This is a genomic window from Nocardioides panacis, from assembly GCF_019039255.1.
Taxonomy (GTDB): Bacteria; Actinomycetota; Actinomycetes; order Propionibacteriales; family Nocardioidaceae; genus Nocardioides_B; species Nocardioides_B panacis.
In genome coordinates this window covers 810480-835138 of sequence record NZ_CP077062.1, presented here as the reverse complement: position 1 = coordinate 835138, position 24659 = coordinate 810480, and the positions used below count along the sequence as shown (strand labels likewise).

General features: G+C 73.0%; 27 protein-coding genes. 10 read left to right on the top strand and 17 right to left on the bottom strand.

Annotation, left to right across the window (positions count from 1 at the left end; translation table 11 throughout):
- Positions 1-4 precede the first annotated feature (4 nt).
- A complete protein-coding gene (locus KRR39_RS04160) occupies positions 5-469 on the bottom strand; it encodes a hypothetical protein (RefSeq protein ID WP_216940876.1) in 465 nt (154 codons plus the stop codon).
- A gap of 196 nt (positions 470-665) precedes the next feature.
- On the opposite strand from KRR39_RS04160, the gene KRR39_RS04155 reads away from it, so the two are divergent.
- From KRR39_RS04155 to KRR39_RS04135, 5 genes are read left to right on the top strand one after another with little or no spacing between them, the layout of a single operon-like run.
- Positions 666-1163: a hypothetical protein gene (locus KRR39_RS04155; RefSeq protein WP_216940875.1), complete on the top strand. Its 498-nt coding sequence runs from the start codon at positions 666-668 to the stop codon at positions 1161-1163.
- A gap of 5 nt (positions 1164-1168) precedes the next feature.
- On the top strand, positions 1169-2158 hold the full coding sequence (locus tag KRR39_RS04150; RefSeq protein WP_216940874.1) for an FAD:protein FMN transferase: 990 nt from the start codon (positions 1169-1171) through the stop codon (positions 2156-2158).
- A complete protein-coding gene (locus KRR39_RS04145; protein ID WP_216940873.1) occupies positions 2158-2751 on the top strand; it encodes a DUF8596 domain-containing protein in 594 nt (197 codons plus the stop codon). Before KRR39_RS04150 ends, KRR39_RS04145 begins: the two co-directional genes overlap by 1 nt.
- Complete coding sequence (locus KRR39_RS04140) at positions 2748-4022, top strand: NADH-ubiquinone oxidoreductase-F iron-sulfur binding region domain-containing protein (protein ID WP_216940872.1); 1275 nt, start codon at positions 2748-2750, stop codon at positions 4020-4022. Before KRR39_RS04145 ends, KRR39_RS04140 begins: the two co-directional genes overlap by 4 nt.
- Entirely contained in the window at positions 4019-4219 is a 201-nt protein-coding gene (locus KRR39_RS04135) for a ferredoxin (RefSeq protein ID WP_216940871.1), read from the top strand. Before KRR39_RS04140 ends, KRR39_RS04135 begins: the two co-directional genes overlap by 4 nt.
- Before the next feature lie 21 nt (positions 4220-4240).
- On the opposite strand, the gene KRR39_RS04130 is transcribed toward KRR39_RS04135, so the two are convergent.
- The 5 genes from KRR39_RS04130 to KRR39_RS04110 form a co-directional block, all read right to left on the bottom strand.
- Complete coding sequence (locus KRR39_RS04130; RefSeq protein ID WP_216940870.1) at positions 4241-5095, bottom strand: phosphotransferase family protein; 855 nt, start codon at positions 5093-5095, stop codon at positions 4241-4243.
- A gap of 11 nt (positions 5096-5106) precedes the next feature.
- Entirely contained in the window at positions 5107-6492 is a 1386-nt protein-coding gene (locus KRR39_RS04125) for an amidase (RefSeq protein WP_216940869.1), read from the bottom strand.
- A 588-nt stretch (positions 6493-7080) separates the two neighbouring features.
- The gene (locus KRR39_RS04120) at positions 7081-7803 is read right to left on the bottom strand and encodes a DUF998 domain-containing protein (protein ID WP_216940868.1); all 723 of its coding nucleotides are present in this window, start codon (positions 7801-7803) and stop codon (positions 7081-7083) included.
- A gap of 218 nt (positions 7804-8021) precedes the next feature.
- Complete coding sequence (locus KRR39_RS04115; RefSeq protein WP_216940867.1) at positions 8022-8222, bottom strand: hypothetical protein; 201 nt, start codon at positions 8220-8222, stop codon at positions 8022-8024.
- A gap of 20 nt (positions 8223-8242) precedes the next feature.
- Positions 8243-8722 carry a hypothetical protein gene (locus KRR39_RS04110; RefSeq protein WP_216940866.1) on the bottom strand — a complete coding sequence of 160 codons (480 nt, stop codon included), beginning with the start codon at positions 8720-8722 and terminating at the stop codon, positions 8243-8245.
- Between the two features lie 509 nt (positions 8723-9231).
- Between KRR39_RS04110 and KRR39_RS04105 the strand changes: the two genes are divergently transcribed.
- Positions 9232-9462 (top strand): hypothetical protein, encoded by a 231-nt coding sequence (locus KRR39_RS04105; protein ID WP_216940865.1) that lies wholly within the window; start codon positions 9232-9234, stop codon positions 9460-9462.
- Between the two features lie 271 nt (positions 9463-9733).
- Here the strand turns inward: KRR39_RS04105 and KRR39_RS04100 are convergent, their stop codons facing one another.
- The 4 genes from KRR39_RS04100 to KRR39_RS04085 form a co-directional block, all read right to left on the bottom strand.
- On the bottom strand, positions 9734-10981 hold the full coding sequence (locus KRR39_RS04100; RefSeq protein WP_216940864.1) for a potassium channel family protein: 1248 nt from the start codon (positions 10979-10981) through the stop codon (positions 9734-9736).
- Positions 10982-11066: 85 nt separating this feature from the next.
- The gene (locus KRR39_RS04095) at positions 11067-11342 is read right to left on the bottom strand and encodes a hypothetical protein (protein ID WP_216940863.1); all 276 of its coding nucleotides are present in this window, start codon (positions 11340-11342) and stop codon (positions 11067-11069) included.
- A 113-nt stretch (positions 11343-11455) separates the two neighbouring features.
- Entirely contained in the window at positions 11456-11704 is a 249-nt protein-coding gene (locus KRR39_RS04090) for a hypothetical protein (protein WP_216940862.1), read from the bottom strand.
- A gap of 329 nt (positions 11705-12033) precedes the next feature.
- Positions 12034-13404, bottom strand: a complete 1371-nt coding sequence (locus KRR39_RS04085) for a TrpB-like pyridoxal phosphate-dependent enzyme (RefSeq protein WP_254185502.1) — start codon at positions 13402-13404, stop codon at positions 12034-12036.
- A 69-nt stretch (positions 13405-13473) separates the two neighbouring features.
- On the opposite strand from KRR39_RS04085, the gene KRR39_RS04080 reads away from it, so the two are divergent.
- The 3 genes from KRR39_RS04080 (at position 13474) to KRR39_RS04070 (ending at position 15516) form a co-directional block, all read left to right on the top strand.
- On the top strand, positions 13474-14040 hold the full coding sequence (locus KRR39_RS04080; protein ID WP_216940860.1) for a M23 family metallopeptidase: 567 nt from the start codon (positions 13474-13476) through the stop codon (positions 14038-14040).
- Positions 14041-14134: 94 nt separating this feature from the next.
- The gene (locus tag KRR39_RS04075) at positions 14135-14740 is read left to right on the top strand and encodes a DUF1326 domain-containing protein (protein WP_216940859.1); all 606 of its coding nucleotides are present in this window, start codon (positions 14135-14137) and stop codon (positions 14738-14740) included.
- A 5-nt stretch (positions 14741-14745) separates the two neighbouring features.
- Positions 14746-15516 carry a DUF2182 domain-containing protein gene (locus tag KRR39_RS04070; protein WP_216940858.1) on the top strand — a complete coding sequence of 257 codons (771 nt, stop codon included), beginning with the start codon at positions 14746-14748 and terminating at the stop codon, positions 15514-15516.
- Between the two features lie 10 nt (positions 15517-15526).
- On the opposite strand, the gene cimA is transcribed toward KRR39_RS04070, so the two are convergent.
- The 6 genes from cimA to KRR39_RS25525 all read right to left on the bottom strand — a co-directional run bounded on the left by cimA (position 15527) and on the right by KRR39_RS25525 (position 22898).
- Entirely contained in the window at positions 15527-17116 is a 1590-nt protein-coding gene (cimA, locus tag KRR39_RS04065; RefSeq protein ID WP_216940857.1) for a citramalate synthase, read from the bottom strand.
- Between the two features lie 172 nt (positions 17117-17288).
- Positions 17289-18809 (bottom strand): PP2C family protein-serine/threonine phosphatase, encoded by a 1521-nt coding sequence (locus KRR39_RS04060; RefSeq protein WP_216940856.1) that lies wholly within the window; start codon positions 18807-18809, stop codon positions 17289-17291.
- 54 nt (positions 18810-18863) lie between these two features.
- Positions 18864-20516: a serine/threonine-protein kinase gene (locus tag KRR39_RS04055; RefSeq protein WP_216940855.1), complete on the bottom strand. Its 1653-nt coding sequence runs from the start codon at positions 20514-20516 to the stop codon at positions 18864-18866.
- Positions 20517-20547: 31 nt separating this feature from the next.
- A complete protein-coding gene (locus KRR39_RS04050; protein ID WP_216940854.1) occupies positions 20548-21639 on the bottom strand; it encodes a branched-chain amino acid aminotransferase in 1092 nt (363 codons plus the stop codon).
- Between the two features lie 49 nt (positions 21640-21688).
- The gene (locus tag KRR39_RS04045; protein WP_216942363.1) at positions 21689-22750 is read right to left on the bottom strand and encodes a 3-isopropylmalate dehydrogenase; all 1062 of its coding nucleotides are present in this window, start codon (positions 22748-22750) and stop codon (positions 21689-21691) included.
- A gap of 22 nt (positions 22751-22772) precedes the next feature.
- Positions 22773-22898, bottom strand: coding sequence for a hypothetical protein (locus KRR39_RS25525; protein ID WP_302053548.1), 126 nt, complete (start codon positions 22896-22898; stop codon positions 22773-22775).
- 417 nt (positions 22899-23315) lie between these two features.
- Here KRR39_RS25525 and KRR39_RS04040 point away from each other — a divergent pair, with 417 nt between their 5' ends.
- Positions 23316-23882: an O-methyltransferase gene (locus KRR39_RS04040; RefSeq protein ID WP_216940853.1), complete on the top strand. Its 567-nt coding sequence runs from the start codon at positions 23316-23318 to the stop codon at positions 23880-23882.
- On the opposite strand, the gene yczE is transcribed toward KRR39_RS04040, so the two are convergent.
- Positions 23768-24535 (bottom strand): membrane protein YczE, encoded by a 768-nt coding sequence (gene yczE / locus KRR39_RS04035; protein WP_254185501.1) that lies wholly within the window; start codon positions 24533-24535, stop codon positions 23768-23770. The two genes, KRR39_RS04040 and yczE, sit on opposite strands and share 115 nt — an antisense overlap.
- Positions 24536-24659 lie beyond the last annotated feature (124 nt).

The following is a 24659-nucleotide window of genomic DNA, read 5'->3' as shown; positions in this document are numbered from 1 at the left end:
CGGGTCAGTCGTCGCCGTGGTCGTCGCCGTGGTCGTCGCCGTGGTCGTCGCCGTGGTCGTCCCCGTGGTCGTCCCCGTGGTCGTCCCCGTGGTCGTCGCCGTGACGCGGTGCGGCGGCCGGGGCGGGGCTGCTCGCGGTGGGCCGGACCGCGGCAGGCACGGGAGCGACGGCCGCGGGGGCCGCGGGGGCCGCCGGCTGCGGGGCCGGCGCCGGGTCGTGGACCACGCGGATGCGGGTCACCGTCGTGACGCAGGCGCCGTGCACCAGCCGCGCGGGAGGCCGGCAGCCGGCCAGCCGGACCCGGATCCGGGTCGGGGGTGCCGGGAGCGGACGACCGACCGCCGGGAGGGCGGTGGTCGAGGAGGGCGGCTGCGCGTCGACCGCGGCCACGTGGTGGTAGCCGGTGACCGCGGCGCCGACGCCGGCCGCCGCGCCGACCAGGCCGACGATCGTGCTGGACACTCGCATGAGGACTCCCGTTCGGTGCTGCGTGGGTGCGTCCCCGGCAGTCTCGGCCCGCCGGCCCTATGGCCGCGTCGTGGGAACGTCAAGCCTTCCCTAAGGACCACGGGATTCCTGACCTGCTCTTAACATCGGCATGAGGCCCCCTTTTCCGGCGCTCGTCCACACTCGGCGGACCACACCCCCCTCGTGGAGGACGCTGATGCGCTACACCGCCCGTTCCCGGGACCGCTCGAAGAACCTGCTCGCGCTGCTCACCGGCGCCGCCACGTTCGGCACCGTGGCCGCGACCGGCGCGGTGACCGGTGTCGCGGCGCACCGCTCCGCGCTGGACACGCAGGCCCGCGAGGAGGCCGACGCCTTCCGGGCCGCGTCGGTGCGGGCCGCTGCCGGCCGCGCCGCCCAGCGCATCCCGTGGAGCAGGGTGGTCACCGTGGTGAAGGACCGGCCCCGGCGCACGGTCGTGCACACCGTGGTGGTGCACCGGGCCAGCGCCCCCGGCGTGGCGTCCGCCGGCGCGGGTGCGCCGGTCAGCACCCCGTCGTACGTCCCCCCGGCGCCGTCGTCCGGCTCGTCGGGGCGCGGACCGGTGACCCGTGCGCCGTCCCCGCCGCAGCCCGCCCCGCAGCCCGCCCCGGCGCCCGCCCCGAAGCCCGCGCCGGCTCCGGCGCCGGCGCCCGCCCCGAGCAGCGGCTCCTGAGTCCCGTGCCCGGCCACGCACCCACCGCCCCCGGCGCCGCCGTCGCTCCGGCCGCGCGCTGGCGGGCGCTCGGCACCTACGTGCACCTCGCCACCGGGGACGGCCGGCGGCTCGACGAGGCCCGTCGGGTGGCCGAGAGCGTGCTCGCCGAGGTGGACCGCACCTGCAGCCGCTTCCGGGACTCCGACCTCACCCGGGCCAACGCCCGTCCGGGACGGTGGACCGAGGTCGACCCGCTGCTGGTCAGCGCGGTCGGGGTCGCCGTGGAGGCAGCGGCCAGCACCGGCGGCCTGGTGGACCCCTGCCTGGGCCGCACCCTGGTGCGGATCGGGTACGACGCCGACCTGCGCGTCGTCCAGCAGCGCCGGCCCCCGTTCGCGGGCCGGGCTGCCGAGCCCACCACCGACCGGTGGCGGGAGATCCGCACCGACCCGGAGGGAGCCCTTCGCGTGCCCGCGGGGTGCGCCCTGGACCTCGGTGCCACCGCCAAGGCCTGGGCCGCCGACCTGGTCGCGGCCGGGGTCGTGCACGCGATCGGCGGGCACGTCCTGGTCAGCCTGGGCGGCGACGTGCGCATCGACGGGCCCGACGACCCCGGGGACGGGCCGGCACCGGCCTGGACGGTCCGGGTCACCGAGCGCCCCGACGACCCCGGACCCGCCGAGGTGGTGGCGATCGACGGTGGCGGCCTGGCCACCTCCAGCACCCTGGTCCGGCGCTGGCGGACCCGCGACGGCGAGCGGCACCACCTGGTCGACCCGCGCACCGGCCGGCCGGCCGACGAGCACTGGCGCACCGTGACCGCCACCGGACCCACCTGCGTCGCCGCCAACGTCGCGACCACCGCCGCCCTGGTCCTGGGCCCGGCGGCGGTGCCGTGGCTCGACGACCACGGCGTCAGCGCCCGGCTCGTCGGCCGGGAGGGCTCGGTGAGCCGCACCGGCTCGTGGCCGGCACCCGCCGACGCCCCCACCACCGACGTAAGGAGAACCTGATGCTGCACGGACCGTTCCTCTGGTACGCCAACCGCGGGACCGGTGTCGTCCTGCTGGTGCTGCTCACGCTGACCACGGTGCTCGGCGTCCTGGCCACCCGGGGCGACGCCGGGTCCCGGGTGCCCCGGTTCCTGACCCAGTCCTTCCACCGCAACCTGGCCCTGGTCTCGACGGTCCTCCTCGTGGTGCACGTCGCGACGGCCGTGGTCGACGAGTACGTCGACATCCGCTGGTGGCAGGCGTTCGTGCCGGTCGGTGCGACGTACCAGCCGCTGTGGCTGGGGCTCGGCACGGTGGCCCTGGACCTGGTCGCGGTCGTGGTGCTCTCCAGCCTGCTGCGCGCCCGCCTGTCGCACCGCAGCTGGCGGGTCCTGCACCTGTCGGCCTACGCCTGCTGGGCGGTCTCGGTGCTGCACGGGCAGGGCATCGGCACCGACGCCGGCCAGGGCTGGGCGCGCGTCACGGGTCTCGCCTGCGTCGCGGCCGTGGCCCTGGCCGTCCTGGTCCGGCTCGCCGGGCTCCGCCGGCGCTCGGTCCGCCGCCGCCGTACGGCGGCCGTGAACGGCCTGCTCGTCACCGGCGGCCACCGGTGAACCCGGTGCTGCGGGTCCGTCCCTCCGGTGGTCCGGGCGGCCCGCTCCTGGACGTCCGCTCCGGGCCCTTCCTGCTGCGCGACCTGGTGGCCGACCCGTCGCTCGGCCGGCACCGGCACCGCGCCGGGCCGCTCGCCCGGCCGTCCCTGCACGGGCTCGTCGAGGACCTGGCCGGGGCCGACGTCCGCGGCCGCGGCGGGGCCGGCTTCCCGTTCGCGACGAAGCTGCGCACCGCCGCGGAGGCGGGTCGCCGTCGCGAGGTCGTGGTGAACGTCAGCGAGGGCGAGCCCGCCAGCTTCAAGGACGCGGCGCTGGCCCTGACCCGCCCGCACCTGGTGCTGGACGGCGCGGCCCTGTGCGCCCGGGCCCTGGGCACCCGACGGGTCCACGTGGTGCTGCCCGGCGACCGGCCGGGGGTGGCCGCCGCGCTGCGCCGGGCGGTCGCCGAGCGCGTGCAGGACGGCGAACGGCTCCGCTGGCGGCTGCACACCACCGACCCCGGGTTCGTCGCCGGGCAGGGCCGCGCCGTCATCGAGCTGCTGTCCGGGCGCCCGAACCTGCCCGTGACGGCGTGGGCTCCCGAGGCCCGGGCCGGCTACCGGGGCCGGCCGACCCTGCTGTCCAACGCCGAGACGTTCGCGCACGTCGCGCTGCTGCTGGGCGCCGGCTCCGCGTCGTACCGCACCTCGGGGACCGCCGACGAGCCCGGGTCCCGGCTGCTGACGATCGGTGGCGAGAGCGGCCGGCCGGTCGTGGTGGAGGCCACGCACGGCACGCCCTGGCGCGACCTGCTCGACGAGCCGGTGCTGGACCGGCCGGTGCTGGTCGGCGGCTACCACGGCACCTGGGCGGCGCCCGGTGCGCTGCGGGACCTCACGCTGTCCCGGACCGGGATGGCGGCTGCGGGTCTCACGCTGGGCGCCGGTGTGGTGCTGCCCCTCGCCGCCGGCGACTGCCCGGTGCACCGGACGGCGGCCGTCACGGCCTACCTCGCCGGGCAGTCCGCCGGCCGGTGCGGGCCGTGCCGCAACGGGCTGCCCGCCCTCACCGACGGCGTGCGGGCCCTCGACGAGGGCGTGGACGTCTCCGCGCGGGTCGGCGAGCTCACCCGGACGGTCACCGGGCGCGGCGCCTGCGCGCACCCGGACGGCACGGCCCGGATGGTGCGGTCGATGCTGGCGCTGTTCGGCGAGGAGCTGGACGCCCACGCGGCCGGCGACTGCACCTACCGGCACGCCGACGCGCTCCCCGGCCCGCGGAGCCGACGATGACCGCCCGGCTACGGGTGGACTGGCCGGCCTGCCAGGGGCGCGGGCTGTGCTTCGAGGTACTGCCCGAGCTGATCTCGCTCGACGAGTGGGGCTACCCGGTCGTCGAGGGCGAGGTGCCGCGCGAGCTGCTCGGGCTGGCCCGGGAGGCGGCCCGCACCTGCCCGACGCTGGCGCTGCGGGTCGTCGACGCGCCCTGAGGACAGGTCACTCCCAGCAGGTCAGGAGAGCGCGGCCCGCACGTCGTCGCGACCGAGCATCGCGACGCACCAGCGGAAGTGCCCGTCGTCTCCGGTGGGGCTGAAGCAGGTCGCGGTGACCACGGCGTACGCCGCGCGGTGCACCGCCGCACGACGCGGGTCGACGCCGAGGCGCGCGTCGAGCCGGGCCTCGGTCGACCGCGCCGCGTCGCCGTACATGTCGAAGATGCTGGCCGTCACCGCCGCGTCGAAGGCCGGGTCGCCGACGGTGGTCAGGAAGCCGAAGTCGATCACCGCCGACGGACGCCCGGTGTCGTCGAGCAGCACGTTGGCCGGGATCAGGTCGCCGTGCACCAGAGCAGCCGGCGCCGGCGGGAGGGCTCGCACCGCGGCCGCCACGGACGCGGCCGGGAGGCCCGGCACCGCGGTGGCGAGCACGTCGTTCGCGCGACGCTCGACCAGGTCGGCGAGCCCGTCCTCGAAGCCGCCGGACACGTCGAGCGGTGGCTCCCCGGGCAACGCGCCCAGCGTGGTCATGGCCGGCGTCGGCGTCGCGGCGCCGAGCGCGGCGAGCACGTCGGCCACCGCGTCGGCCGCGAGGTCCGTCGGCGGCCCGGCCAGCGGGATGCCGTGCAGCAGCGGCTCGATGCTGGCCCACCGGTCGCCGACCCGGACCACGTCGAGGATCCGGGTGGTCCGCAGCGGCAGCGCGTCCGCGACGTCGGCGTAGAACGCCTGCCGCACGGCCAGGTCGTCGGGAGCTGCGGCGTGCCAGACCTTGGCCACCAGGTCGCCCTCGAGCCGGATCACCGTGCCCTCCATGCCGGACCCGATCTCCTCGACCGGGGCGAGCCCGAGCGGCGCTAGGTCGGCCACCCAGTCCCGGCTCACCAGCAGGGCGGCGTGCGGTCGGCCCAGGGCGCGGCGGCCTCGAGCTGCGCGGAGAGCCCCAGCAGCACGTGCTCCTCGGCAGGACGGCCGGCCAGCATCACGCCGACCGGCAGCCCGTCCTCGCTCACGTGCAGCGGCAGCGAGACCGCGGGCATGCCGGTGAGGTTCCACGCCGACGTCCAGGGCGTGAAGGCCTTCTGGTTCTCGAAGTCCCGCGCCGGGTCGGCGTCGTCGCGGATCTCCCCGATCCGCAGCGGCGGCTGCGCCAGCGTGGGGGTCAGCACCGCGTCGTACGGCGCCAGGGTCCGGACCGCGCGCGACGCGATCCGCCGGGCCTCCCCCACCGCCAGGCCGAACTCCGGCCCGGACACCGCGCGGCCGCGCTCCTGCAGCCAGGCCGTCAACGGGCGGAGCAGGTGCTCGGTCCCGGGCGGGGCGGCCGAGAGCGCCGTGAGGACGGCCCAGCAGGTCTCGAACGTCGCGACCGCCTCCGGCGGCACGGGTACGTCGATCTCCTCGACGTCGTGCCCGAGCGAGACCAGCAGCCGGGTCGCGGACTCGTAGGCGTCCACGACCGCCGGGTGCAGCGGGGCGTCGGCGATCACCGGGGTGCGGAACCGGGCGACCCGCAGCCGGCCCGGCTCGACGTCGCAGGCGGCGAGGAACGACGTCGGCGGCGGCGGTGCCCAGAACGGGTCGCCGACCGCGGGGCCGGCGAGCACGTCGAGCAGCGCGGCGGCGTCCCGCACGGTGCGGGCCAGCGGGCCGGCGGTGCCCAGGCCGACGGGGTCGCCGTACATCGGGCCGCCGCTGACCCGGCCGCGCGACGGCTTCAGGCCGACCAGCCCGCAGCAGCTCGCCGGGATCCGGATCGACCCGCCGCCGTCGGAGCCTTGCGCGAGCGGGACCAGGCCGGCGGCGACCGCGGCCGCGGCGCCGCCGCTCGACCCGCCGGCCATCCGGTCGAGGTCCCACGGGGTGCGGGCCGGCGGGGCGTTGTCGGGCTCGGTGTAGCAGGGCGAGCCGAACTCCGGGGTGCTGGTCTTGCCGAGGCTGACCAGGCCGCCGCGCTCGAGGCGGAGCACCACCTCGTCGGAGACGTCGGGGACGTAGCCCTTCATGGTGGCCGAGCCGAACTCGGTGACCACGCCGGCGGTGGTGTTGAGGTCCTTGACCGCGGTGGGGACACCGACGAGCGGGCCCGGGCCGCGCGGGACGGCGGACCGCGCGGCCTCGGCGGTGACCGTGACGAACGCGCCCACGGTGTCGGAGAGCCGCTCGATCCGGGCGAGGTAGTGCTCGACCAGCTCGGCCGAGGACACCTCGCCCGCCCGGATCGCGGACCCCTGCTCGAGGGCGGTCAGGTCGTGCAGCTCGGCCATGCGCCGAACCTACCGCCGGGGACCGTCGGTTCCTGCGGGTGCTCGCGGGCTGACCCGTGCTCCCGCTTCGGACTTCCATCGCGCATCGCTCCGCGCGCGGGTGCGGCTCGTGACCCTCGTCGCCGACAACGGCGTCGCATGCAAGTGCAACCTTCCGGACACTATGACGTTGGTCGGGATTGGGGCCGCCGCGGTTGGCGCGAGAGCGCGACACTGAGTCAGTGCGCGGCGCGCCACTTGCCAAGCACCCGTGCGGGAACCTTGACGCTGTAGTCGACACCCACAAACCCCCCCAGAACATGCGCGGTAAAACCGCCCGCCTTCGGCGACCGTTCCGCGGCCGTCCCAGATCCGGATGACCTCGCGCTTGAGCATTCCACGGTGCACGGCCTGGTACTCAGTGCTTGTCACGCACGGCCGGGCGTCAGCGGAGGCCGCCGCGGTTGGGAGGCCGGGGAGCAAGAAGGCGAGGGGCGCGACGGCGACGGTCAGGAAGCGCTTCGACCAGGAGTTCCTGGAGCGCCGTCTCGCGGACCAGGACTGCGACGCCCGGTAGAGCGTCCATCAAGGTCGCGCTCGCGCTTACGACTACCTCGGCGTCCTGGCCGACTCCTGGGTCGTCTGACCGGCTCGCAGGAGGATGATCCCGACGACGGCGAGCCACAGCAACCAGGCCCCGATACCGATGCGCTCGAGCAGGCCCATGTACGGCGTCGGCTCTCCGGCTTCGACTTGCTGGACCTGCCCGCTGAGCATCCCGAAGACGAGTGCGGTGGCGATCGTGAGTACCGAGTAGAGGCGGAAGAGCCATCCGAATCCAACCGCGAGCGTGGCCACGTACGCGGCCACGAAGAGGCCGGTTGCCGCTGAGAGGACCAGATGCATGCTGTCGGCCGACGTCGCCCCGCCGGCAGCAATCACGTCGCGATCGGACATGGGAGCGAAGAGCCACAGGAAGCCCATGGCGCCGTGGGCGACCACGAGGGCCCCGGCGATCCGTATCGAACGCTTGCCTTCTGCGGAGGCCCAGATTCCGACCCCGAAGGCGATCAGCGACATGTTGAAGAGCGGACCTGTCGCAGTGAGGAAGGCTCTCGACGGAGCGCCGACGGCAGACAGCTCGCTGACTGCCTGGGACATGCGGCTGTAGCCGTCGTACATCGTTGCTGCGATCACATCGTTGACGATCGGGTAGAGCAGCGCGTAGAGGATGCCGCAGGCAAGCAGTGCCTGACTCGAGGTGATGCCCGCGGTTCTCGCACCGGGCAGCCGGCCCGGGTGCTGTGACGGATGGTTGACGGGGGTTGCCATGGTGGCCCTCCTCCGGGCGCGCCCACCCCGGGCATCGCGCCCTAGGACGACGGTCCTCCACGGGGGCAGCGCTGACCAGAGGCGTTGGTCCTGGTCACCCGGCGATGCTTCGCGCGTGCCGCCTGGCCGTCAGCGGAAACGCACCAGCTGACCCCCGCGCCGCGTATGTGCAGTCGCACGGGAGTGGCTCGGTATGGTCAGACGCACGACCGCGTCGGCTACACGTCCTCGGGGAACGGCACGCCGGTCGTCGAGTGGCACTGGTAGCCTTTCGGGTTCTTGGCCAGGTACTGCTGGCGGTACTGGACGCCACCCTTTACGGGATCTGCCGACGAGCGGATGCGGGCCTTCATGAAGTACCAGTACGCGCCCTTGCATCGTGCCCGCAACATCGCGACCAACGCCAGGCCAGCCGCCATCCCGTGAAGATGTTGGGCTGTCAAGCCGCGTGCGCCTCGTGGTGGCCCGAGTAGAAGTTGAAGCGCAAAAGCATGACGGCGAGCATCAGCGGGCACGCCAGGCTGGTCTGCACTTCGACCAGACTGCTCTTGTCGACAATGCCCAGCCAGTAGGCCGCGATGAGCAGCAGCCCGGTCAGCATCGTGGACCCTGACATCTCCAGGGTTGGCCGCCAGCCCATGCCCCTGAAGCGCATCCAGGCGGCCATCGGAAAGGACAGGTTGATAGCAATGACCAGGACCGACAGCGCGGGTGCCTGTTGGGGAAGGTCGGTGAATCCGAGCAGTCCCGCCGCCCCGAAGAACAGCACGCTCAGGACGATGGCTCCTACGCACATCACGCCGCACATCTCCACATAGTGCAGGGCAAAGCGGCCGACCGGATACGCGACCCGGGCGGCAGGTCCGTCGCGAGCCGGGGTCCCGTGGTGCAATTTCTGGATACTGGATAGTGCTCGCATGGCGACCTCCTCAGGTCATTCGGGCCCTGGTGGAACCTGGAGAGAGTCACGCCGAAACCGGGAGCATCACCTTCTGCGGTACCTCTCGCCGGGCAAGAGCCCTTTCACCACACGATGCCCTCATGGCGACAGTCCAGAAGGACACTACGACCCCATCTCGATGACCAAGGTCACGGGCGCGCACATGAGACCGACTTCGCCTTGCCATACACCCTGCAGTCAGCAGTTCGATCCGGTTGAGTGCCTCTCCGCGCGGAATGGCTTGCAGACATGCCGCGGATAGCGTGCCGTGAGTCCGGCTTTGGAACGCCCGCTGGTACTGGGTCTGTCCCTGGGGTCGTGACGCGCGATCAAGGATGTGCGGATGGCGGCAGTGTCGCACCGGTCTCTGCGGCAGATCCACCCTTCTGGGTGCTGTCCGGTGGTGTCGACCACCCCACCACGCCAGTGGCAGGCCCTCCGTGCGCGGCGCATGATGAAGAGGGCTGTCTCAGGAAGAGGGATGCGGCATGAACTTCCTCATCGCTATCGGCGCGGTCATCGTCGTGGCGCTGCTCGTCGCGGCGTTGGTCGACTATCGGCGGCGCAAGTTGGGCGACACAAAGAGCGGCCTGGACATATGGAGGTCCGTGCGGTCGCAGAAGGCCGACGCCCGGAAGCGCGGTGAGCGCTGGGGTGCCGGTCAAAGGCGGCTGGGGCGGCGGGTGGGGGGAACTAGTAGACAGAGCCTGAGTCGGTAAGCGGGGGTCGATGTCGTGACACCTCGCGCGCAGCCCTTGGGCGACCCCGCGTCTGGACCGGGCATCGCGGCGAGGGCCTTAGCCGGGGGCACAGCGGTGACGTAGGAATCGGACTCCCTCCTCGTTCTTCACTTCGGTCGCGTCCAGATCGGCGTCTCCGCGGGCTTCCAGGTTCGAGCAGGCATCCAACGCCGACTCTGGACCTTCGCAGCTCAACACAGCCGCCACACCGGGCCTGCCCCTCGGACTTACCCATCTGGGCCCGACAACATCACGGACCGAGGAGCCGGGCAAGATCGGCCGTCTGCCGGCGACTGCCGAACAGGATGAGCACGGCGCCTGCGCACAGGGTGGTCGACAGGCTCGGGCTGGGCGTGAACTCATGGGCGCCGGGTTGGCGCAGGGCCAGGAGGTTCGCCCCAGTGCGACCGGCGAGATCGAGATCGGCCAGCGTGCGTCCGTCGTACGGTGACCCCGGGACCACCTCCACCTCGCTGATCTGGAAGTCGAGATTCTGGTCATGCATGGCGAGGTCGATGAAGTCGGTCACGTGTGGCTGCAGCGCGAAGGTGGCGAGTCGTCGGCCGCCCATCATCTGGGGGTTTACGGCACGCGTTGCCCCAGCGAGGAGCAGCTTCTCCTTCGAGTCCACTGTTCGAGCCCGGGCGACGATGACGAGATCGGGGGCGAGGGCACGGGCGGAGAGGGTCAGGTAGACCGTGTCGGCGTCGTTCTCGAGCGTCGCGATCAAGGCCTTGGCGTTGTGGATGCCTGCCCGTAGCAGGACCTCGTCGCCCGTGACGTCGCCGACGAGGTAGGCGGTCTCGACCCCGGCGAGCCGGGTCTCGTCGCGGTCGACCACGACGACGTCCTCGCCGGTCGCCAACAGCCTGTCCGCGGCCGCGCGTCCGACTCGGCCGAAGCCACAGATGATCACGTGGCCGCGCATCCGCTCGATCTCCCGGTCCATGCGTCGCCTCTCCAGATGCTGTCGAAGATGTCCCTCGGTGAACGCCTCGACCAGCAGGCCGAGGCTGTAGAGCACCGTGCCGGCGCCGAGGATGATGAGGCCGATGGTGAAGACTTGCCCGACGGGGTTGAGCGGGTGGACCTCCCGGAAGCCGACCGTGGCCACGGTGGTCACGGTTTGGTAGACGGCCTCGAGCAGGGTGAACCCGAGCGCCATGTAGCCGACGGTGCCGATCGCGACCACGACGACCAGTCCCAGGATGGCGACCCTGATGCGGGTCAGGCTCGAGTTCGGGGCGTCTGCGATCAACCGGCCGCGCCGGCGAGTGGCGCCTCCGAGTCCGAGGAAGGTCCTCACCGGCGCGAGCCCTGACCGGTCACGCCAAGAACCTGCGGGGCCGGCAATGCCCGCAGAGGTTGCCGCTGGCGGTCGTCCGAGTCGAAGTGGCCGGGTCCAGTCACCTGTCTCGAAGGCCGCCTTGGTGCGCGGCCAGTCGTCATCGGTGATCGCGAACCAGGCGGTGTCGCGGCTGCGGCCCCTGTAGACCAAGACATTGTGGATTGTCTCCTCGCAGCCGAAGCCGAGGCGCGCCGCTGCACGGCGCGAAGGCCTCTTATGAGAATCGCACTTCTATTCATACCCGCGCACACCGGCGACGTCGAAGGCGTGCGCGCAGCGTGTCGAGGTGCACCGCGAAGGTCTCACGGTCCACGAGAGGACCGACGGACATGTACCTCCAGAACTCCGTGGGGGACTCGACGCAGAGTTCGGCGTACAACGCTGGGACGTGGGTGTCACCGAGGGGTTCGAGCCGACAGGTGCGGCTGGTGAGCGTGACCGGCCCCAGGGGCTGCCCGGGCGTCCACTGGACCGGGTCGCCGACCGGTTGGCCGTACTCGTTCACAGGCACGCGGTGAGCCTAGTGCTTAGGGGATCGAAGGCACCTGCAGCTCGAGATCCCCTCCGCATTCAAGGCCTCGCGCCGTGGTCCGAAGCTCGGTGCCACATACCGCCGCGTGGTGGTCACCTGCCGGCGGCGCGCCGCAACTCATCTTCGCTGTAGCCGAAGGTGTAGTCCTCGTCCATTCCATGCGACATCCAGATATCGGCCGCGTCGTAAACGTTGAGCGTCTCATCGCTGTCCCGGTCGCCGTCGTCCTGGTCGTCGTCCTGCCCGAAATTAACCTCAGCCATAAGGACGCCGTAGTCGTTGTGATCCTCACCGATCGTGCACCGGCAGTCCTCGCTCGTGTCGGCACCGAGGGTTCCCACCCCGTAGCGCTGGTGCAGCGGTCCAGTAGGCAATGCATTCACCCTCTTGCGGCTCGTTGACGAAGCATCAACCTAGGCAGACGCTGATGCCGGGTCAACGATCTGCTGCCCAACTAGGGCGCGACCGGTCTCCGAAAACCGGTCAGGAACCAAACCAGTACGCCGCGGTAAGAGCTCGCGCGCCAACGCAGCGGGCTCGGTCCCAAGGGTGCGTCCTTTCGCCGCCAATGCAGCGACTCTCAACGTGCGATCGGTCGCACGTCCAAGCAGGCGACCAAGCCCACCCGCCTGGACGTGAACAACCTGCCGCCCGTGCCGTACGCCCCGGCTCACGCGAGCTGCGGCAGCCGGGTCAGCGCCTGCGCCACCGCGGCCTGCAGGTCGGCGTCGTCCCACGACGTGTCCTCGACCGAGCCGGCCAGGTAGGCGGCGTACGCCGGCAGGTCGAGGTGCCCGTGCCCGCAGAGCGCGGTGAGGATGACCTTCTCCTCGCCGCTCTCCTTGCAGGCCAGGGCCTCCTCGACCGCGGCCGCGAGGGCGTGCGTCGGCTCGGGCGCCGGCACGATGCCCTCGGTGCGGGCGAACAGCACGCCGGCCGCGAAGCACTCCGACTGGCCCTTGGCGACCGCCTCGATCTCGCCGGTCTCGTAGAGGTGGCTGATCAGCGGGCTCATCCCGTGGTAGCGCAGGCCGCCCGCGTGGATCGGGTCGGGCACGAAGTCGTGGCCCAGCGTGTGCATCTTCATCAGCGGCGTCATGCCGGCGGTGTCGCCGAAGTCGTAGGCGTAGGTGCCCTGCGTGAGCGACGGGCAGGCCGACGGCTCGACGGCGCGCACGGTCGGCGCCATCCGGCCGGCCCACCTCTCCCGCAGGAACGGGAACATCAGGCCGCCGAAGTTGGAGCCGCCGCCGGTGCAGCCGACGAGCAGGTCGGGGGTCTCCCCCACCTTGGCGAGCTGGAGCAGCGCCTCCTCGCCGATGACGGTCTGGTGCATCAGCACGTGGTTGAGCACGCTGCCGAGGGCGTAGTTGGTGGTCGGGTCACCGGCCGCCCTCTCCACGGCCTCGCTGATCGCGATACCCAGGGAGCCGGTCGAGTCGGGGTGCTCCGCGAGGATCGCGCGGCCGGCGGCGGTCAGGTCCGACGGGCTCGGGTGCACCGTCCCGCCGAACGTCTCGATCATCATCTTGCGGTAGGGCTTCTGGTCGTACGACGCCCGCACCTGCCACACCTCGCACTCGAGGTCGAACTGCGCGCACGCGAACGCCAGCGCCGTGCCCCACTGGCCGGCCCCGGTCTCGGTGGTCAGCTTCCTGATGCCGGCCCGCGCGTTGTAGTAGGCCTGCGGCACCGCGGTGTTCGGCTTGTGGGAGCCGGCCGGCGAGACGCCTTCGTACTTGTAGTAGATCCGGGCCGGCGTGCCGAGCGCCTTCTCCAGCCGGTGCGCGCGGAACAGCGGGCTCGGCCGCCAGAGCCGGTAGACGTCCTGCACCTCCTCGGGGATGTCGACGTACTGGTCGCCGGACACCTCCTGCAGGATCAGCTCCCTCGGGAACAGCGGCGCCAGGTCCTCGGGACCGACGGGCTGCCCGGTGCCTGGGTGCAGCACCGGCGGCGGCGGGGTGGGCAGGTCGGGCAGCACGTTGTACCAGCGCCGCGGCATCTCGTCCTCGTCGAGCAGGATCTTGTGCTGCCTCACGTCTGCCATCGGATGCCCTCCGCACCTCGACCGGTCTCCTGGGACGACCCTAGTCCTAGGCTGCTGCCCATGCGGCTGCGTGCGCTGGTCCTCGCCCTCCTGGTCGTGCTGCTCGCCGGGCTGACCGCGGTGCCGTCGGCGGCCCGCGAGGACCGCGACCCACGCTGGCGGTTCTACTCCTCCGACCACCGGCTGCACACCAGCCCGTGGTTCGCCGGCCGGCACCGGGTGATGATCGGCTACGGCTGCACGGTCGCGCCGTACTACGCGCACGACCGGCGCTGCCCGGGACGCCGCGGCTTCCACCACGGCATCGACGTGGCGATGCCGTGCGGCACCCGGCTGAACAGCAACGTCCGGGGTCGCGTCGTGGACCCGGCGTCGTCCGGTGCACCCGGTGCGGCGTACGGGCCCTACGCGTTCCGGATCCGGGCCCGCAGCGGCGTGGACGTGCTGATCGGCCACGTGCGCAGGGTGTACGTCGCCCCCGGCGACCTCGTGCGCCCCGGCCGGCTGGTCGCCCGGGCGAACGACCAGGGCGCACCGGACGGCTGCCACCTGCACTTCGAGGTGCGCCGCGCGGGCGGCGGCCCGGCCTCGGCGATCGACCCCGCGCCGTACCTGCGGCTGGGCTGAGCCGCCCCGGGGCGAGACCGCCCCCAGGGGCTATGTACAGGCCCCGCGGCCCGACAGATGCTGGGAGGTGCCGGGGGACGACGGGAGAACCGACATGTCCTGGAACATCGCTGGCCGCTACTTCGAGAACTGCACCTGCGACCTGGTCTGCCCCTGCACGGCGTCGTTCGACCTCGGCGCCAACAAGGACCGCTGCACCGTCGTCCTGGTCTTCCACATCGACACCGGGGAGATCGAGGGCGTCGACGTGGGCGGCCTGACGCTCGCGGCCTGCGCGGACACGCCGCGGTTCATGCACGAGGGCAACTGGCGTCTCGGCGTGCTCGTCGACGAGGCCGCGAGCGAGGAGCAGGCCGGCAAGCTCGGAGCGGTGTTCGGCGGCGCGCTCGGCGGCCCGATGGCCGGACTGGTGCCGCTGGTCGGCGAGCAGCTCGGCGTGCTCCGGGTGCCGATGCGGTTCGAGAGCCAGGACGGGCACCACGCCTTGAGCCTCGGCGACACCGGCGCGCTCGAGGTCGACGACGTGGTCCCCTTCGGCAGCGAGACGGGCGAGGCGGCAGCGATGACCCACCTGTTCCACCCGGCCGGCTCCACCCTCACCCTCGGGAAGGCCGGTGCGTCCCGCTTCGAGGCCTTCGGCCTGGTCCCCGCGCTGGCGGGACAGTCCGGCTTCTCCACGGACTTCGCCTGGTCAGCCTGAGCACGATGCGCCCCACCGCCGTCGCCGCGTCGTCGGGCCACCGGTGGCGCGAGGACCCGTTCCTGCGCTGGCGGCTGGCGACGTACGCCACGCTGCTGGTGGGATCGGCCGTGGCCTGGTGGTTCACGGTCGCCCGCACCCGGGGCATGGACATGACGATGGGCCCGGGCGGGCCGGTGTTCTTCATGGTCACGTGGGTCGTGATGATGGCCGCGATGATGTTCCCGTCGGTGGCCCCGATGGTCGCGACGTACGTCTCGATCCAGCGCGGGCGGAGGGCCCGCGCGCTGCCCGCCGCGCCGGCCGGCAGCGCGTTCTTCGTGGCCGGCTACCTGGTCGCCTGGTCGAGCGCGGGACTGCTCTGCTACCTGCTGCTGCGGGCCGGGCAGGTGGTCGCCGGCGACTCCCGCTTCTGGCAGGAGGACGGTCGCTGGGTGTCGGCCGGCGTGCTGGCCCTCGCGGCGGCCTACGAGCTGACGCCCGCGAAGTACGCCTGCCTGCGCCGGTGCCGCGGACCGGTCGCCTTCGTCGTCGAGCACTGGCGCGACGGCCGGCTCGGTGCCCTGCGGATGGGCGCGGTGCACGGGCTGTGGTGCGTGGGCTGCTGCTGGGGACTGATGGCGGCCCTGGTCGCGCTCGGCCTGATGAGCCTGGGGTGGATGGCGGTCGTCGCGCTCCTCATCGCCGTGGAGAAGCTGGTGCCCCGTCCCCGGTGGGCCACCGGGTCGGTGGCCGCCCTGCTGGCGCTGGCCGCCGTGGTGGTGGCGGTCGGCTGAGGCCCGGTCGCTAGGCGCCGTTGCGGCGCAGGCCGTAGGTGACGGCGTCCACCAGCGCGCCCCAGGAGGCCTCGATGACGTTGTGCCCGACGCCGACGGTGACCCAGCTCGAGACGCCGTCGGTGGTCTCGATGAGCACCCGGGTGACCGCGTCGGTGCCGTGCCCCTGGTCGAGGATCCGGACCTTGTAGTCGATCAGCTCGAACTTCGCGACCTCCGGGTAGGCCTGGCCGATCGCCTCGCGCAACGACTGGTCGAGCGCGTTGACCGGACCGTTGCCCTCGCCGGTCGTGATGATGCGGGCACCCCCGGCGAGCAGCTTGATGGTGGCCTCGGAGACCGCCTCCTCGCCGGGCCTGGAGTCGGTGATCACCCGCCAGGACTCCACCTCGAAGTACGACGGACGGGCCCCGTCGACCTCTTCGACGAGCAGCAGCTCGAAGGACGCGTCGGCCGCCTCGAAGGTGTACCCCTGCGACTCGAGGTCCTTGACCCGCGTGGTGATCCGGGTGATCAGCTCGCGGCCCTCGTCCATCGAGGCCAGGTCGTAGCCGAGCTCCGCGCCCTTCAGCTCGATGCTGGCGCGGCCGGCCATGTCCGAGATCAGCAGCCTCATGTCGTTGCCGACGAGCTCGGGCTCCATGTGCTGGTAGAGGTTCGGGTCCACCTTGATCGCGCTGGCGTGCAGCCCCGCCTTGTGTGCGAACGCGCTGGTGCCGACGTAGGGCTGGCGCGAGGCGGGCGGGAAGTTCGTGACCTCGGCGACCGCGTGCGCGATCCGGGTCGCGTCGCGCAGCCGGCCCTCGGGGAGCACCGGCCGGCCGAGTTTGAGCTCGAGGTTGGCGACCACCGAGACCAGGTCGGCGTTGCCGGTGCGCTCGCCGTAGCCGTTCAGGGTGCCCTGGACGTGGCTGGCGCCGGCGTCCACGGCCGCCAGCGTGTTCGCCACCGCGCAGCCGGTGTCGTTGTGGCAGTGGATGCCGACCCGCACCCCGGTGGACAGCACGTCGTCGACCACGTCACCGACCCAGCTCGGCAGCATCCCGCCGTTGGTGTCGCACAGCGCGACGACCTCGGCACCCGCGTCGTACGCCGTGCGGAGCACCTCGAGCGCGTAGGCCCGGTTGGCGCGGTAGCCGTCGAAGAAGTGCTCGGCGTCGAGGAACACCCGCTGCCCCTCGGTGCGCAGGTGGGAGACGGTGTCGCGGACCATCGCGAGGTTCTCCTCCAGCGTGGTCCGCAGCGCGAGCTCGACGTGCCGGTCGTGGGACTTGGCCACCAGCGTGACGACCGAGGCGCCGCTGTCGCGCAGCGCGGCGACCAGCGGGTCGTCGGCCGCGGCGACGCCGGCCCGCCGGGTGGCCCCGAACGCGGCCAGCGTGGCGTGCTGCAGGTCGAGCTCGTGGGCGGCCCGCCGGAAGAACTCGGTGTCCTTGGGGTTCGACCCCGGCCAGCCGCCCTCGATGTAGCCGACGCCGAGCCCGTCGAGCTGCCGCGCGATCGACAGCTTGTCGGCGACCGAGAGGTTCAGGCCCTCCTGCTGCGCGCCGTCGCGCAGCGTCGTGTCGTAGACGTGGAACGTCTCAGGGGTGCTGCTCATCGGGATCGTCCTCGGGTCGGGGCTGGTCGGGCAACAAAAAGACCCCCCGTGGATACGAGAGGTCAGCGCGCCGGGGTGTCGCGGCGCGCTAGCTGATAATCACCGGGCTCTGCTGCATGACCCCCACTGTGCCACCCAAGTCCGAGGCGTGGAACCCGGTCTCGGATTCCGGTCAGCCCTTCAGGGCCAGCGCCACCAGGGTCACGTCGTCGCGGCGTACGTCGACGGCGTGCCGGCGCACCGCCTCCCGGCACTGGGCGACCGCCTCCTCCGGGGTCCACGGCTCGAGCCGGCGCAGCACCTCGACCAGCCCGTCGACCCCGAGCTCCACGCCGTCGGCGTCGCGGGCCTCCAGCACGCCGTCGGTGCAGGCGAGGAGCAGGTCGTCGGGCCCGAACAGCGTGCGGCCGACGCTCCAGCCGCTCGTGACCGCGCTGATCAGCGGGCCGGTGGGACCCAGCTCGGCCGGCGTGGCGCGGTGGTGCCGGTCGACGACCAGACCGGCCGGGTGCCCGGCGTTGACCCACGACAGCCGCTGCCCGTCGGGGTCGACGACCACCACCAGGCAGGACAGGAAGCGCTCGTTGTCCGCGTCGGGCCGCGCGGCCGCGATCCGGAGCACGGACGCGAGGTCGAGGTCGGTGTCCAGCAGCGCGGTGATCCGCTGCTTGAAGGCGAACGCGACCAGCCCCGCCTCGGCGCCGTGCCCGGACACGTCCGCCAGCACCAGCGCGGTGCTGCCGTCGGGACGCCGGACCGTCTCCCACCAGTCGCCGGCCAGCACCCCTTCGGCCGAGAGCACCAGGCCCGCGACCTCCAGCCCGCAGGGGTCGGTGGGCGGGTGCGCGGCGAGCTCGCTGCGCAGCAGGCTGACGACCGGGCTGTGCTGGGTGAGCGCCTCCGTGGCGGCCCGGGCGGAGTCCAGCTCGGCCACGATCCGGCGGCGCATGCTCTCGGCGTCGCGACCGATGGCGGCCACCTCCGGGGGCCCGTCGATGAGGACCTCCTCGTCGATCCGGCCGTCGGCCACGGCCCGCATCCGGGCCCGCAGCCGGAGCACCGGCAGCAGCATCCACCGGCGCAGCAGCACGGCGCTGCCGACCAGGATCACGAGCACCAGCACCAGGCTGCTGATGATCGCCGCGCGCAGCGTCACCAGGTCGTCGGCGGCGGTGCGCTGCGCGGCCGCCGTACGGGCGTCGATCAGCGACTGCAGCGCGGCCACCCGGGCCCGGACCTCGTCGAAGGCCGCCTTGCCCCGGCCGGTGGCGACCAGGGCCTGCGCTCCGGCGACGTCCCCGGCGCGGCGGGCGGCGATCTCGGGCCGGGCACCGACCCGCTGCCAGGTCGCGGCCGCCGCGTCGACCGCGTCGATCGCGTCGGACATGCCCGGGTCGCCGGCGAAGTCCGTCCGCAGCGCGGCGAGCCGGCCGGTGAGGTCCCGGGCACCCTCCCGGTAGGGCTCCAGGAACGTCTCGTCCCCGGTGAGCAGGTATCCGCGTTGCCCGGTCTCCTGGTCCACCAGCGCGACCAGCAGCGCCCTGCTGTCCACGCTCGCGGGCTGCAGCCGACCGGTGACGACCTCCCGGTTGTGCTGCACGTGCCGCAGGGAGGAGGTGACGGCGACGGCGGCGCCGGCCACGATCAGGACCAGCACCGAGAACAGCCCGATGAGGCGGAGACGCAGCGGCACTCGTTCACGGTAGAGGCACGTGCCGCATCTGGTCCGGACAACCGCCGATCCGGGTCACAACCAGCGGGCCAGGCTCCCGAGCATCGTCCCCGAGCGCCACGGCGGTCCGGGCTGCGGGTCCCAGACCACCCCGCCGCTCGCCAGCGACCAGCCGCAGAGCGCCACCGCGGCCACCACCAGCGCGACCGCCAGCCAGCCGGTCCAGGCCCGCCGGGTGGCCGTGAGCACCGCGCGCCGGGTGGGCAGCCGCACCCGCCGGGCGCCCGGGCCCCACCAGAGCGAGACGGCGAGGACCGCGCCCATCACCAGCAGGCCGGGCACCAGCGGTCCGCGGAACATCAGGTAGGCGAAGCCGACCACGAAGGCGACCAGCGCCGACCAGAGCAGCAGCACGATCGTGCCGCCGGTCGCGACCACGAGGTACCACGGCGCGGACGCCAGCGTCAGGGTGCTGTCGTACCACCGGCGGCGGCCGCGCAGGTGCTGGCGCTGCCGCGCGGACTCGGTCGTCCAGGACACGGTGCGCACCGCCAGGGCGAGGGCGCACGCGACCGCCAGGGCGGCGTACGGCGCCCGCGCGAAGCCGAGGGTGACGATGCCGAACAGCCCGAGCAGCAGGCTCCCGCGCTGCAGCCTTGCCAGGCCGCCGGGGGCCGGGCGCCACGCGTCCGGAGGGACCAGCCGGGGCCGCCCGTCGTCGGTGGCCGGCTGCTGGGGAACGCCCTGCTGGGGAGCCGGCGGCTGCATGTACGGCGCCCGCGCGGGCTGCAGCACCGACGGCCCGGTCAGCGGGCGGGTCCGGGGAGCCGGCTGCACCGTGGTCAGCGGCGTCGTCGTCGGCGTGCCCGTCCGGTCCTGCGGCGCGAGCACGTAGGGCAGCGTCAGGTCGTCGCGCACCGGTGCCCGCAGGGACGCCAGCACCTCCGCCGTACCGGGGCGGTCGGCGGGGTCGGGCGCCAGGCTGGCCTGCACGAGCGGCAGCAGCGCCGGTGGAACGTCGGACAGGTCGTGCTCGCCGCGGCGGACCCGGTCCATGATCGCCATCGCGGGGCCGGTGCCGAACGGCGGGCGGCCGGTGGCGGCGAACACCACGGTCGCTGCCCACGAGTGCACGTCCGAGGCGGGGGTGGCGTCGTCGCCGTAGAGGATCTCGGGGGCGAGGTAGCCGGGGGTGCCGAGCAGCCAGCCGGTCTGGGTGAGCCGCGGGTCCTCCGCGAGCCGGGCCAGGCCGAAGTCGATGAGCACCGGCGAACGGCCCTCGAGCAGCACGTTGGACGGCTTGATGTCGCGGTGCAGCACGCCGACCCGGTGGACGGCGATCACCGCCTCGGCGAGACCGGCCGCGAAGTGCCGCAGGTCGTCGCCGCGCACCGGACCCTCCTGCCGGACGTGCTCGTGCAGGGAGAGGCCGGGGACGTACCGGGTGGCCACGTAGGGCGTCTCGCCCCACGGGTCGGCGTCGATGACCTCGGCGATCCACGGGCTGGTCACCAGGCGCAGCGAGGCCACCTCGCGGGCCAGCCGCTCGCGGGCCTCGTCGTCGCCGATGATGTGCGGGCGCAGCACCTTCAGCGCGACGCGGGAGCCGTCACCCGCCTGCGCGAGGTGCACGACGCCCATCCCGCCCTCGCCGATCTTGGCGAGCAGGCGGTAGTCCCCCACACGGACCGCCCCCGGTGCGGGAGGCAGCGGTTGCTGGTTCAGCACCGCACCACGGTAACCGAGCGGGACCGGGAACTCAGACGACGCGGTGCATCCAGCCGAAGGTGTCCTCGGCGCGGCCGTACTGGATGTCCACCAGGGCGGTGCGCACCTGCTGGGTCACCGGACCGGTCTGGTCCCCCTCGCCGACCGAGCCGCCCCGCCACTTGAGCGTGCCGACGGGGGTCACGACCGCGGCGGTGCCGCAGGCGAACACCTCGGTGATCGAGCCGGACGCCACCCCGTCGCGCCACTCGTCGACCGTGAACGGCCGCTCCACGACCCGGTGGCCGAGCTTGCCGCAGAGCTCGATGATCGAGCTGCGGGTGATCCCCTCGAGGATCGTGCCGGAGGTCGCCGGGGTGACGATCGTGCCGTCGTCCTGGACGAAGTAGAGGTTCATGCCGCCGAGCTCCTCGACGTACTTCCCCTCGGCCGCGTCGAGGAAGGCCACCTGGTCGCAGCCCTCGGCGATGGCCTCCTGCTGGGCGACCAGCGAGCTGGCGTAGTTGCCGCCGGTCTTGGCGGCGCCCATCCCGCCGCGCCCGGCCCGCGTGTAGTCCTCGCTGAGCCAGATCGAGACCGGCTGGGGACCCTTGGAGAAGTAGGCGCCCGCGGGTGAGGCGATCACCAGGTAGGTGACGTGCTGGGAGGGCCGCACGCCGAGGAAGACCTCGGAGGCGAACATGAACGGCCGCACGTAGAGGCTCTTCTCCCCCGCCGGCTCGGGCACCCAGCGCTCGTCGGCGCGCACCAGCGCGTCGACCGACGCCACGAAGTCCCCGACCGGCAGCTCGGGCAGCGCCAGCCGGCGGGCGGACCGCACCATCCGGGCCGCGTTCTCCTCGGGGCGGAAGGTCCAGACCGACCCGTCCTCGTGGCGGTAGGCCTTCATGCCCTCGAAGATCTCCTGCGCGTAGTGCAGGACCGCGGTGGCCGGGTCGATCGAGAGCGGGGCGTACGGCGTGACGCGCGCGTCGTACCAGCCCTTCTCCGGGGTCCACTCGACCACGAACATGTGGTCGGTGAAGTGCAGGCCGAAGCCGGGGTTCGCGAGGATCTCCGCGAGCCGCTCCGGCGAGACCGGGCTGGGGGTCGGGGTGACCTCGATCTGCAGCGAGCTGTCCATGGGGTGCACGGTACCGAAACCTCCGGGGGTCGAGTGGGCTGGCTGGGTGTCAGCCGGCTACTCGGCCGGCGATCGCGTCGCCGATCTCGGAGGTACGACGCGTGCTGCCGGGCGCGCGCTCGGCGAGGTCGGCCACCACGGCCTCCTCGACGGAGTGGGCGGCGTCGTCCAGCCCGAGGTGCTCGAGGAGCAGCGCCGCGGACAGGATCGCCGCGGTCGGGTCGGCCTTCTGCTGGCCGGCGATGTCCGGCGCGGAGCCGTGCACGGGCTCGAACATGCTCGGCGTCGTCCGGTCGGGGTTGACGTTGCCGCTCGCCGCCAGCCCGATGCCGCCGGTGATCGCTGCGGCGAGGTCGGTGACGATGTCGCCGAACAGGTTGTCGGTGACGATCACGTCGAACCGCGACGGGTCGGTGGCCAGGAAGATCATCGCGGCGTCGACGTGCAGGTAGTCCACGGCGACGTCGGGGAACTCGGTGGCGACCTGGTCGACGATCCGCGACCAGATGCCGCCGGCGTGCACCAGCACGTTGGTCTTGTGCACCAGGGTGAGCTTGTGGCGCGGCCGCTTCTGCGCCCGGGCGAACGCGTCGCGCACGACCCGCTCCACCCCGAACGCGGTGTTCACGCTGACCTCGGTGGCGATCTCGTGCGGGGTGCCGACCCGCAGGGCGCCGCCGTTGCCGGTGTAGGGGCCCTCGGTGCCTTCCCGCACCACCACGAAGTCGACCTCGCCCGGGTCTGCCAGCGGCGAGACGGCCCCCGGGTAGATCCGGGACGGCCGCAGGTTCACGTAGTGGTCGAGCTCGAACCGCAGCCTGAGCAGCAGGCCCCGCTCGAGGATCCCCGGCGGGAGGCTCTTGTCGCCGGGCCGTCCGCCGACCGCGCCGAGCAGGATCGCGTCGTGCTGCCGGATCTCGGCGAGCACGGCGTCCGGCAGGACCTCGCCGGTGGCGAGGTACCGCTCGGCGCCGAGGTCGTAGCGGGTGGACTCGAACTTCACGCCGTCCCCCCGGCCGGCGGCCACCTGCTCGAGGACCTTCAGGGCCTCGGCTGTGACCTCCGGGCCGATCCCGTCACCGGGGATGACCGCGAGCTGGACCGTCTGCATGGCTGTGGGCACCCGGCGGACTCTAGTTGTCGTCCGGGCGCTGGCCGCCGTTGTCTCGCAGGTCGAGTCCGACCTGGACGCTCTGCAGCGCGTCGTCCTGGTCGTCGCGGTGCCGGGAGGGGCCCCACTCGGGGTACATGTCGTACATCGAAATCATCTCCGTCGAAGGTCTGCGCGTGGTCGGTGCGGGTCGTCGGGTGCGCGCCGACAGGTGTACGTCGGGGGGCGAACCGGCTCCGCGGCCAGCGGTGGAGACCGGATCCCGGACGCGGGTCACGCGTGTCGACGGGAGCGGATCTCGGAAGCGGAAGGGATGCTGCTGCTTCACTCGCTGCGGAGGTTCTTCGTAAGACCGGGCAGTGTGCGAGCACTGCCAACCACCGCGACGAGGTGGCCTTACTGAGAGGCCTCGCCGCGGCGATCGATAAGTACGAAGAACGTCCGCATGATGGGTCGAGGCTAACCCGGGGACGCCGCGCGGCGCCGGGGTTTCCGCCGCCTTTCCATCATGTGAGATGAAGTCTCGCGCCTCGGACCTCCCCCGCAGGTCTGGCACACTCGCCGCATGAGCGCCCCTCCCGACCTCCCGGACGTCGTACGGCGCGCCTTCGACGTCTCGCGCAAGAGCGGCTACGTGTCCTTCTGCCGCAACGAGACCGGCCGCCTGCTCGCCACCCTCGCCGCGACCCGCACCGGCACGCTGGCGGAGTTCGGGACCGGCACCGGGGTGGGCACCGCCTGGCTGCGCAGCGGCATCCGCGACGAGAGCCACATCCTCACCGCGGAGCTGGACCCCAAGCTGGCCGGCGCGGCCGCGAAGATCTTCGTCGACGACGACAAGGTCGAGGTGCTCTCGGCGGACTGGTCGACGCTGCGCGACAAGGGCCCGTTCTCGCTGCTGTTCCTGGACGCCCGCGAGCCCAAGGACGGCGGCCCGGACGCGATCGTCGACCTCGTCGAGGCCGGTGGCGTCGTGGTGCTCGACGACTTCACGCCGTGCTCGTCCTGGCCGCCGGTCTACGAGGGACGGGTCGACGTGCTCCGGGAGAACTGGCTCACCGACGAGCGGTTCACCACCGTGGAGATCATGGTCGCGCCCGACGCGTCCGTGCTCATCGCCACCAAGCGCTGAGGGTCCCGCTCCGGGAGCGCGACGGTCAGCCGCGGCAGCAGCGTGTGCACCAGCGGCCCGATGCCGAGCGCGTAGAGCACCGTGCCGACGCCGGCGGTGCCGCCGAGCAGCCAGCCGGTGCCCAGCACGGTGAGCTCCAGGACGGTGCGCACCAGCCGGACCGACCGGCCGGTCCGTCGTACGAGGCCGGTCATCAGCCCGTCGCGCGGGCCCGGCCCGAACTGGGAGCCGATGTACATCGCCCCGGCCACGCCGTTGAGCAGGATCCCGCCCACCAGCAGGGCGCCCCGGGCCGCCCAGGCGTCCGGCGCGGACAGCTGCGCCAGCGTGGCGTCCGCGACCAGCCCGATCAGCACCGCGTTGAGCATCGTCCCGAGGCCCGGCAGCTGGCGCAGCGGCAGCCAGAGCAGCAGCACCACGAACGAGGTGGCGATCACCACCTGCCCGAAGCTCAGCGGCAGGTGCTTGACCAGCCCGACGGTGAGCACGTCCCACGGCGGCAGGCCGAGGCCGCCGCGGACCATCATCGCGACCGAGACGCCGTACAGCGTCAGCCCGGCCACCAGCTGCACCAGCCGGCGCGGACGGCGGCCGGCGCGCAGCTGGCCCCACGGGGTGAGCGCGGCCAACGGGACCGGGGTGCGACGGCTCATGCGCCCATCCTCGCAGCCCCGCCCCCGACCCCGCGCCAAGGGCGGCGAGAAGCACGCCGACCCGGCGACTCTGGCGGCGAGATGCCTGCTGACCCGGCGACTTTGGAGACGGCACCGCATCCCC

Coding starts and splice junctions, on each gene's coding strand:
- KRR39_RS04160 (WP_216940876.1), bottom strand. CDS start 469: ATGCGAGTGTCCAGCACGATCGTCGGCCTGGTCGGCGCGGCGGCCGGC.
- KRR39_RS04155 (WP_216940875.1), top strand. CDS start 666: ATGCGCTACACCGCCCGTTCCCGGGACCGCTCGAAGAACCTGCTCGCG.
- KRR39_RS04145 (WP_216940873.1), top strand. CDS start 2,158: ATGCTGCACGGACCGTTCCTCTGGTACGCCAACCGCGGGACCGGTGTC.
- KRR39_RS04135 (WP_216940871.1), top strand. CDS start 4,019: ATGACCGCCCGGCTACGGGTGGACTGGCCGGCCTGCCAGGGGCGCGGG.
- KRR39_RS04125 (WP_216940869.1), bottom strand. CDS start 6,492: ATGGCCGAGCTGCACGACCTGACCGCCCTCGAGCAGGGGTCCGCGATC.
- KRR39_RS04120 (WP_216940868.1), bottom strand. CDS start 7,803: ATGGCAACCCCCGTCAACCATCCGTCACAGCACCCGGGCCGGCTGCCC.
- KRR39_RS04115 (WP_216940867.1), bottom strand. CDS start 8,222: ATGGCGGCTGGCCTGGCGTTGGTCGCGATGTTGCGGGCACGATGCAAG.
- KRR39_RS04110 (WP_216940866.1), bottom strand. CDS start 8,722: ATGCGAGCACTATCCAGTATCCAGAAATTGCACCACGGGACCCCGGCT.
- KRR39_RS04105 (WP_216940865.1), top strand. CDS start 9,232: ATGAACTTCCTCATCGCTATCGGCGCGGTCATCGTCGTGGCGCTGCTC.
- KRR39_RS04080 (WP_216940860.1), top strand. CDS start 13,474: ATGCGGCTGCGTGCGCTGGTCCTCGCCCTCCTGGTCGTGCTGCTCGCC.
- KRR39_RS04075 (WP_216940859.1), top strand. CDS start 14,135: ATGTCCTGGAACATCGCTGGCCGCTACTTCGAGAACTGCACCTGCGAC.
- KRR39_RS04070 (WP_216940858.1), top strand. CDS start 14,746: ATGCGCCCCACCGCCGTCGCCGCGTCGTCGGGCCACCGGTGGCGCGAG.
- cimA (WP_216940857.1), bottom strand. CDS start 17,116: ATGAGCAGCACCCCTGAGACGTTCCACGTCTACGACACGACGCTGCGC.
- KRR39_RS04050 (WP_216940854.1), bottom strand. CDS start 21,639: ATGGACAGCTCGCTGCAGATCGAGGTCACCCCGACCCCCAGCCCGGTC.
- KRR39_RS04045 (WP_216942363.1), bottom strand. CDS start 22,750: ATGCAGACGGTCCAGCTCGCGGTCATCCCCGGTGACGGGATCGGCCCG.
- KRR39_RS25525 (WP_302053548.1), bottom strand. CDS start 22,898: ATGTACGACATGTACCCCGAGTGGGGCCCCTCCCGGCACCGCGACGAC.
- KRR39_RS04040 (WP_216940853.1), top strand. CDS start 23,316: ATGAGCGCCCCTCCCGACCTCCCGGACGTCGTACGGCGCGCCTTCGAC.
- yczE (WP_254185501.1), bottom strand. CDS start 24,535: ATGAGCCGTCGCACCCCGGTCCCGTTGGCCGCGCTCACCCCGTGGGGC.